Below are 5,636 nucleotides of genomic sequence, written 5' to 3'. Positions count from 1 at the left end.
CATCAATATTTGAAAAATATTTTTATTGAAGCTTCTGTAGCAATTTGATCATTAGTTTTAGCTGTGCAGTCAAATTTAAAAAATCCAGATTTATTAGAGACTATATCAACTTCTATTCTCAAAATATCACCTGGAATTACTGGTTTGCGAAATTTAGCTTTATCTATAGATGAAAAATAACATATAGAATTATTTGTAGCTTGCATGTTTTTAAGTATCATTGTTCCAGCACCAGCTGCTTGCGCCATTGCTTCAATTATCAAAACTCCAGGCATAATTGGATTTTTAGGAAAATGTCCCATGAAAAATGGTTCATTTATTGAAACATTTTTTATTGCAATTATTTTTTGAGTTGTTGCTGATATTATTTTGTCAATCAACAACATGGGATATCTATGTTGTAGCAACCCCATGATTTTACTTATATCATACAAAGTGTTATTTTGCATAATTTATTTATCTTCAATTTTAAGCTCTGATTTTGCCATTGTAGCATTTAGCTGATTAAGCACATCTTCTGTTATTTCTGAATCTGAATAAAGAGTAATACCTTTTGGTATTACAAAGCTTACATTTTCTTTTTTAGCAATGTTGGAGACTATGCTCATAATTTGTTCTTGTACTTTAGAGAAAGAAGTATACCTAGCTTTATTAATTTGATTTTCTTGATATTGAAAATCATTTTGAGATTTCATAAAATGTTGATTTATATCATCTAATTTTTTTTCATAGGCATCTGTTGATAAAGTTGACTTTATTTTTAACAAATCTTCCTTATCTTTGTTATATTTTTCTTCAATAGTAACATACTGCTTACGCATATCTGTTTCTAATTTTTCCACTTGTTCATTAATATCTTTTATAACTTGAGCCTTTTCCATTATAAGCTGTAAATCCACAGTTGATATATTAACTTTTGGTGCAGCACTGGTTGCAAATGTTACCATGCAGATCAAAACAAATATAATTTTTTTAAAAATTCCAACCAATTGTAAACCTCATTCTTTTTGTTTTATCAAAATCTTTTTTTATTATTGGAACACCATAGTCAATACGCATAGGACCAAGTGGTGAGACCCAAGAAAGTCCAATACCTGAAGATAATCGGATAATTCTACTATCCATAATATTAATATTAGAACTGTTGTCAATACCAAATAATGTAGCAGTGTCAATAAATATAGCCCATTTTAAATCTAGCTGTGGTAAGAAATTAATACTTCTTTCTAGTTGGGTTTTTGCCACAGCATAAATCTTTCCACCCAATGCTTCATCAGTTTTTTTATCGCGAGGGCCAATACCATTTACATCAAATCCTCTGATATCATTCATTCCAATAAAAAAACGGTTGTTTATCTTAACATCTTGATCAGAATAACCAGATATTACACCCATTCTAGCCAGTGATCTTAGTATAATTCCAGATAATATAGTTTTATTATGTGCTAACTTAAATTCTGTTTTGAAAAATTTTGTTTTAGATAGTGGCAATGCAATGCTTTTTAAAACTGATGCCATAAATCCATCAGTTGGATATAGTGGATTGTTGAAGTTATTATATGAAGCACTATGTTCTAATATAGTTGCATCTGTCTTACCTTCTTGTTCTTTAATGAACTGTGAGGCATTTGGACTAACATTATAAACTTTGCTCATTGAGTGAGATATTTTTACCATACTACTCATATTGTCGGTAATTTCTTTTCCAAGATAAAAAGCTATACCACATTTATTTTGTTTAAACGCACCATCATCTTCTGATTTGTGGTTAATGCTAAAAATGTCAAAACCAGCTGACCAACCATGCTCATTTAAATATGGCTCAAGAAAACCAAACGTAAAATCATTTTGGTAATTATTACGATTTAGTGATATATTTATTTTTTGCCCCATGCCTCTAAAGTTTTTTTCATCTAGAGATATAACACCAACTATACCTTGACTGCTGTCATATCCAGCTCCAAAATTAATAGAAGTAGTTTGCGCTTCTTCAACAGCTAGATTCAGATCAATAACATCATCTATGCCAGAATCTGATTGATATATATCAACCATTTTAAATAAACCACTTTTCATAACTCTATTTTTAGATCTGGCAATAGCAAGAGCATTACACTCTTCTGTTTCATCAACTTTTAGCTGCCTTCTGATTACCCTATCTTTAGTATCAGTGTTGCCCATTATATGTATTTTGTTTAGCTTAATTTTAGGAACTTCAACAACATTAAAAAAAACATCTACTGTTGTTGTTTCAATATGTTTTTTTTGCTTTAGCTCAACAGCTAAAGATGAATTGCCTTCTTTGAGAATTTTAGAATTCATCTTGCTTAATATTGCATCAACAAATCTTTTATTAAATGGATCACCTTGTTTTATGTTTATTAGTTTATTCAAACCATATATATCATGATGAATATCATCATTTAATGTTATTTTACCAAAAGAATATCTCTCACCTTCATAAACATCAAATATTAAATCAACAACAAAATTATTGTCAACAACTTCTGCTATAACACTTATAGTTGTAAAATCAAAGTAGCCCTGAGAATTGTAAAATATTCTCAATAATTCTTGGTCATAGAGTAAAAGATCTTCATTGTATATATTGATCCCACCAGCTGCAAAGTGATACCATCTATTTTCGTGTGTTTTTATTGCTGATTTTAAAATATTGTTAGTAAAACTATTATTGCCCATAAAACTTATATTTCTTATAGTTGCCTTTCTGCCTTCATCAATATTGATTAACAGGATTACAATACCATCACCAGCATTTTTAATGTTGTAGTCCACCCTGCTTCCCAATGAGCCACTTTTGATATAAATATCATTAATTTTTCTTATATCTTGCTTTAATTTATTTTCAGATAAAATAGAAAGTGGTTTGAATCTTATTTCTTTGCGGATAGTTTTAGTATCTATTCTCTTATTTCCTTTTATTATTATCTCTTTTATTTTTGGGTTTTCTATAACTTTGATTATTATTTGATCACCTTGTCCTACAATAGAGATTTTACTAAAAAGGTCTGTAGCATAAAGAATTTTTGTGGCTTGATCAATATCTTTTTCACTAATCTCTGTGTTTTTTTTTAAACCACTTTTTGATATTACTATATTTTTATCAACTCTTTTAACACCATCTACATCTATTTTTTTAATTAAAATTGCCTGAGATTGCATTGATAGTGAGCATATGCATACAATATATGCAAATAATTGTGCTATTTTCATCATAGAAAAATTTTATATATAAAATGTTTTATGTCATTAAAAGTTATAAGTAAAAATATAGTTGCTATGAAGCACATGCCTGCTCTAAAGCTAATTGTTTGATAATGAGGTGGTATAGCCTTAGCAAAAATTAATTCCCATGTATAGTATATAAAGTGCCCACCATCTAATACAGGAATTGGCAACATATTAATCAATCCAAGATTTGCAGATATCACTGCAGTAAGCCATATTAAAGGAATAATACCAATTTTTGCAGTCTCACCTATAGTATTGGCTATATGCAATGGCCCACCAAGTTCTTTATAACTCCTTTGACCAGTAATTATTTGTTTCAATGCTTTTATTGTGCCAATGGTTAACTCATGTACTTCTTTTATTGCAAGAATTGCTGCATTAATCATGCTAACTTTAGTTGTTGTTTTAAAATTTGATCCTACTCCAAGTCTGCCAAGAGAAACTTTTTTTCCACTAGTATCGTGCATCATAATAGTAGTTGGCGTTGCTTTAGTTTCTGCAACCTCACCATTTCGTTCATATTTAACCTTTCACCAACATTAAATATAATATAATTTCTAATATCATTCATATTTTTCATATTTTTCTTATTAAGAGCTATTATCTTATCTCCCTTAATAAGGCCAGCTTTTTCTGCTGGACTGCCCTGTTCTATAAAAGATATAATATTACTTGTAGTTGTATAACCATGAAAATAAAACAATCCTGTTATAAGCACAATGGCTAAGACAAAGTTCATGACTGGTCCAGCTAAAACTATTAATAGTTTTATCCATGGTTTTTTATAAAAAAAAGCTATTTTTTTTTCATCATCTGTAATGATGCTAAGTTTTTTAGCATCAGGCGCACTTGCAGGCGATTGATCGCCAAACATTTTAACATAACCACCAAAAGGTAATATTGAAAATTTCCACATAGTGCCACTTTTGTCTTTAATGGATGCTATGCTTTTACCAAAACCTATTGAAAATTCTTCAATTTTTACTCCACATAATTTGGCTATTAAATAATGGCCAAACTCATGAATAAACACCAGAATTGATAGTACTATTAAAAATGGTATTGTATAAAAAAAGGTATTACTAAAATTTATTGTTGACAATATCAACACCAACCTCATAAAACCTAATTATTAGCAAATCCTAGCATAACAAAAATTACAATTCTTAACAAGAAGAAACTAAAAAATAGATTTACACAGCATTTTTAAGCACACATGCTAACATATCATATGCATGCTCAATAACATTGCATTCAACAATAGCATTAGGCATAAAATATATATTGTTTTCAAGTGGCCTAATTAATATACCAAGCTTGGTTAATTCACTTTTTATATTATGCATTTTTTTATCATATGACTCATCCAGAGTTATGGCCATAATTGATCCTATAATTCTTGGTTTTAACACACCTTTGATTGATAAAAGTTTGTTAATATTTTTGTGATGAGTTTTTTCTATGTTTTTTATTTTTTCAAGCACATTGTCATGCTTTAGTAAATACAGTGATGCTAATGATGCTGCACAACATATTGGATTTGCTGAATATGTATGGCCATGTGCCAAAGCAGTTTTAAATGACATTCCATTAAAAACATTATGAACATTTTTTGTAACAGCTGTAGCAGAAATTGGCAATACACCACCACTCAATGATTTACCTAGGCAGATTATATCTGGCTCAGTTTTAACAATATCACTAGAAAAAAATTCACCCAGCCTGCCAAAACCTGTCATGATTTCATCATATATAACTAGTATATTGTTTTCTTGAAATAATTTAGTTATTTTTTTTATGAATATTGGATTAACAACTCTCATACCACTAGAACCTTGAATTATTGGCTCAATTATTACTGCTGCTATATTGTCTTTTTTTATAAATTCCTTAATGCTATTTATAGCTTTCATCTCTTTATCAATAGCTAATTTATCATCAATCCATGTTTCTGGATATGGCATAAAATCTACTTGAAAGAGATTTTCAGTAAAATGATCAAAAAATCCAGTGCTTTTCCCTAATGCCATAGAGCCAAATGTTTCTCCATGAAATCCTCCTTGGAAAGCAATTATTTTATTTTTATTTTTAACATTTTTATTTAACCAATATTGTAGTGCTATTTTTACAGCTACTTCTACAGCACTTGAGCCACTTTCAGAAAAAAAAATTTTATCAATTGTGCTAGGTAGAATATCAAGCATTTCTTTGGTTAGTTGTATTGCAGGCTCATGTGTAAGGTCGGCAAATCTAACATGTGCACATTTATAAGCTTGTTTAGCAATAGCATCTGCTATTTTTGGTTGTGAGTAGCCAATAATATTGGCCCACCAATTTGATGTCATGTCCAGGTATTTTTTATTATTGTGATCAAATAGATATAG

General features: G+C 29.3%; 6 protein-coding genes. All 6 read right to left on the bottom strand.

Features of this window, described 5'->3' with window-relative positions; translation table 11 throughout:
* Window positions 1–2: 2 nt before the first annotated feature.
* Window positions 3–449, bottom strand: a complete 447-nt coding sequence (gene fabZ, locus AABI72_RS02315; protein WP_338364011.1) for a 3-hydroxyacyl-ACP dehydratase FabZ — start codon at window positions 447–449, stop codon at window positions 3–5.
* Window positions 450–452: 3 nt separating this feature from the next.
* Window positions 453–947, bottom strand: a complete 495-nt coding sequence (locus tag AABI72_RS02310) for an OmpH family outer membrane protein (protein ID WP_338364009.1) — start codon at window positions 945–947, stop codon at window positions 453–455.
* Between the two features lie 25 nt (window positions 948–972).
* The gene (gene bamA, locus AABI72_RS02305) at window positions 973–3,237 is read right to left on the bottom strand and encodes an outer membrane protein assembly factor BamA (protein ID WP_338364007.1); all 2,265 of its coding nucleotides are present in this window, start codon (window positions 3,235–3,237) and stop codon (window positions 973–975) included.
* On the bottom strand, window positions 3,234–3,722 hold the full coding sequence (locus tag AABI72_RS02300; protein ID WP_338364005.1) for a site-2 protease family protein: 489 nt from the start codon (window positions 3,720–3,722) through the stop codon (window positions 3,234–3,236). The genes bamA and AABI72_RS02300 overlap by 4 nt, the downstream gene beginning before the upstream one ends.
* Window positions 3,719–4,372: a site-2 protease family protein gene (locus tag AABI72_RS02295; RefSeq protein ID WP_338364004.1), complete on the bottom strand. Its 654-nt coding sequence runs from the start codon at window positions 4,370–4,372 to the stop codon at window positions 3,719–3,721. Before AABI72_RS02295 ends, AABI72_RS02300 begins: the two co-directional genes overlap by 4 nt.
* A 73-nt stretch (window positions 4,373–4,445) precedes the next feature.
* Window positions 4,446–5,636: adenosylmethionine--8-amino-7-oxononanoate transaminase (bioA, locus tag AABI72_RS02290; protein WP_338364003.1), on the bottom strand; the 1,191-nt coding region annotated here is incomplete at its 5' end.

This window comes from Candidatus Xenohaliotis californiensis (assembly GCF_963930935.1).
Classification (GTDB): domain Bacteria; phylum Pseudomonadota; class Alphaproteobacteria; order Rickettsiales; family CAWVOK01; genus Xenohaliotis; species Xenohaliotis californiensis.
This window is presented reverse-complemented; position numbering and strand designations above follow the sequence as displayed.

What these genes read in the sequence shown, in the direction of transcription:
- AABI72_RS02310 (WP_338364009.1), bottom strand. Translation starts at nt 947, where the DNA reads ATGGTAACATTTGCAACCAGTGCTGCACCAAAAGTTAATATATCAACT.
- AABI72_RS02300 (WP_338364005.1), bottom strand. Translation starts at nt 3,722, where the DNA reads ATGATGCACGATACTAGTGGAAAAAAAGTTTCTCTTGGCAGACTTGGA.
- fabZ (WP_338364011.1), bottom strand. Translation starts at nt 449, where the DNA reads ATGCAAAATAACACTTTGTATGATATAAGTAAAATCATGGGGTTGCTA.
- bamA (WP_338364007.1), bottom strand. Translation starts at nt 3,237, where the DNA reads ATGATGAAAATAGCACAATTATTTGCATATATTGTATGCATATGCTCA.
- AABI72_RS02295 (WP_338364004.1), bottom strand. Translation starts at nt 4,372, where the DNA reads ATGAGGTTGGTGTTGATATTGTCAACAATAAATTTTAGTAATACCTTT.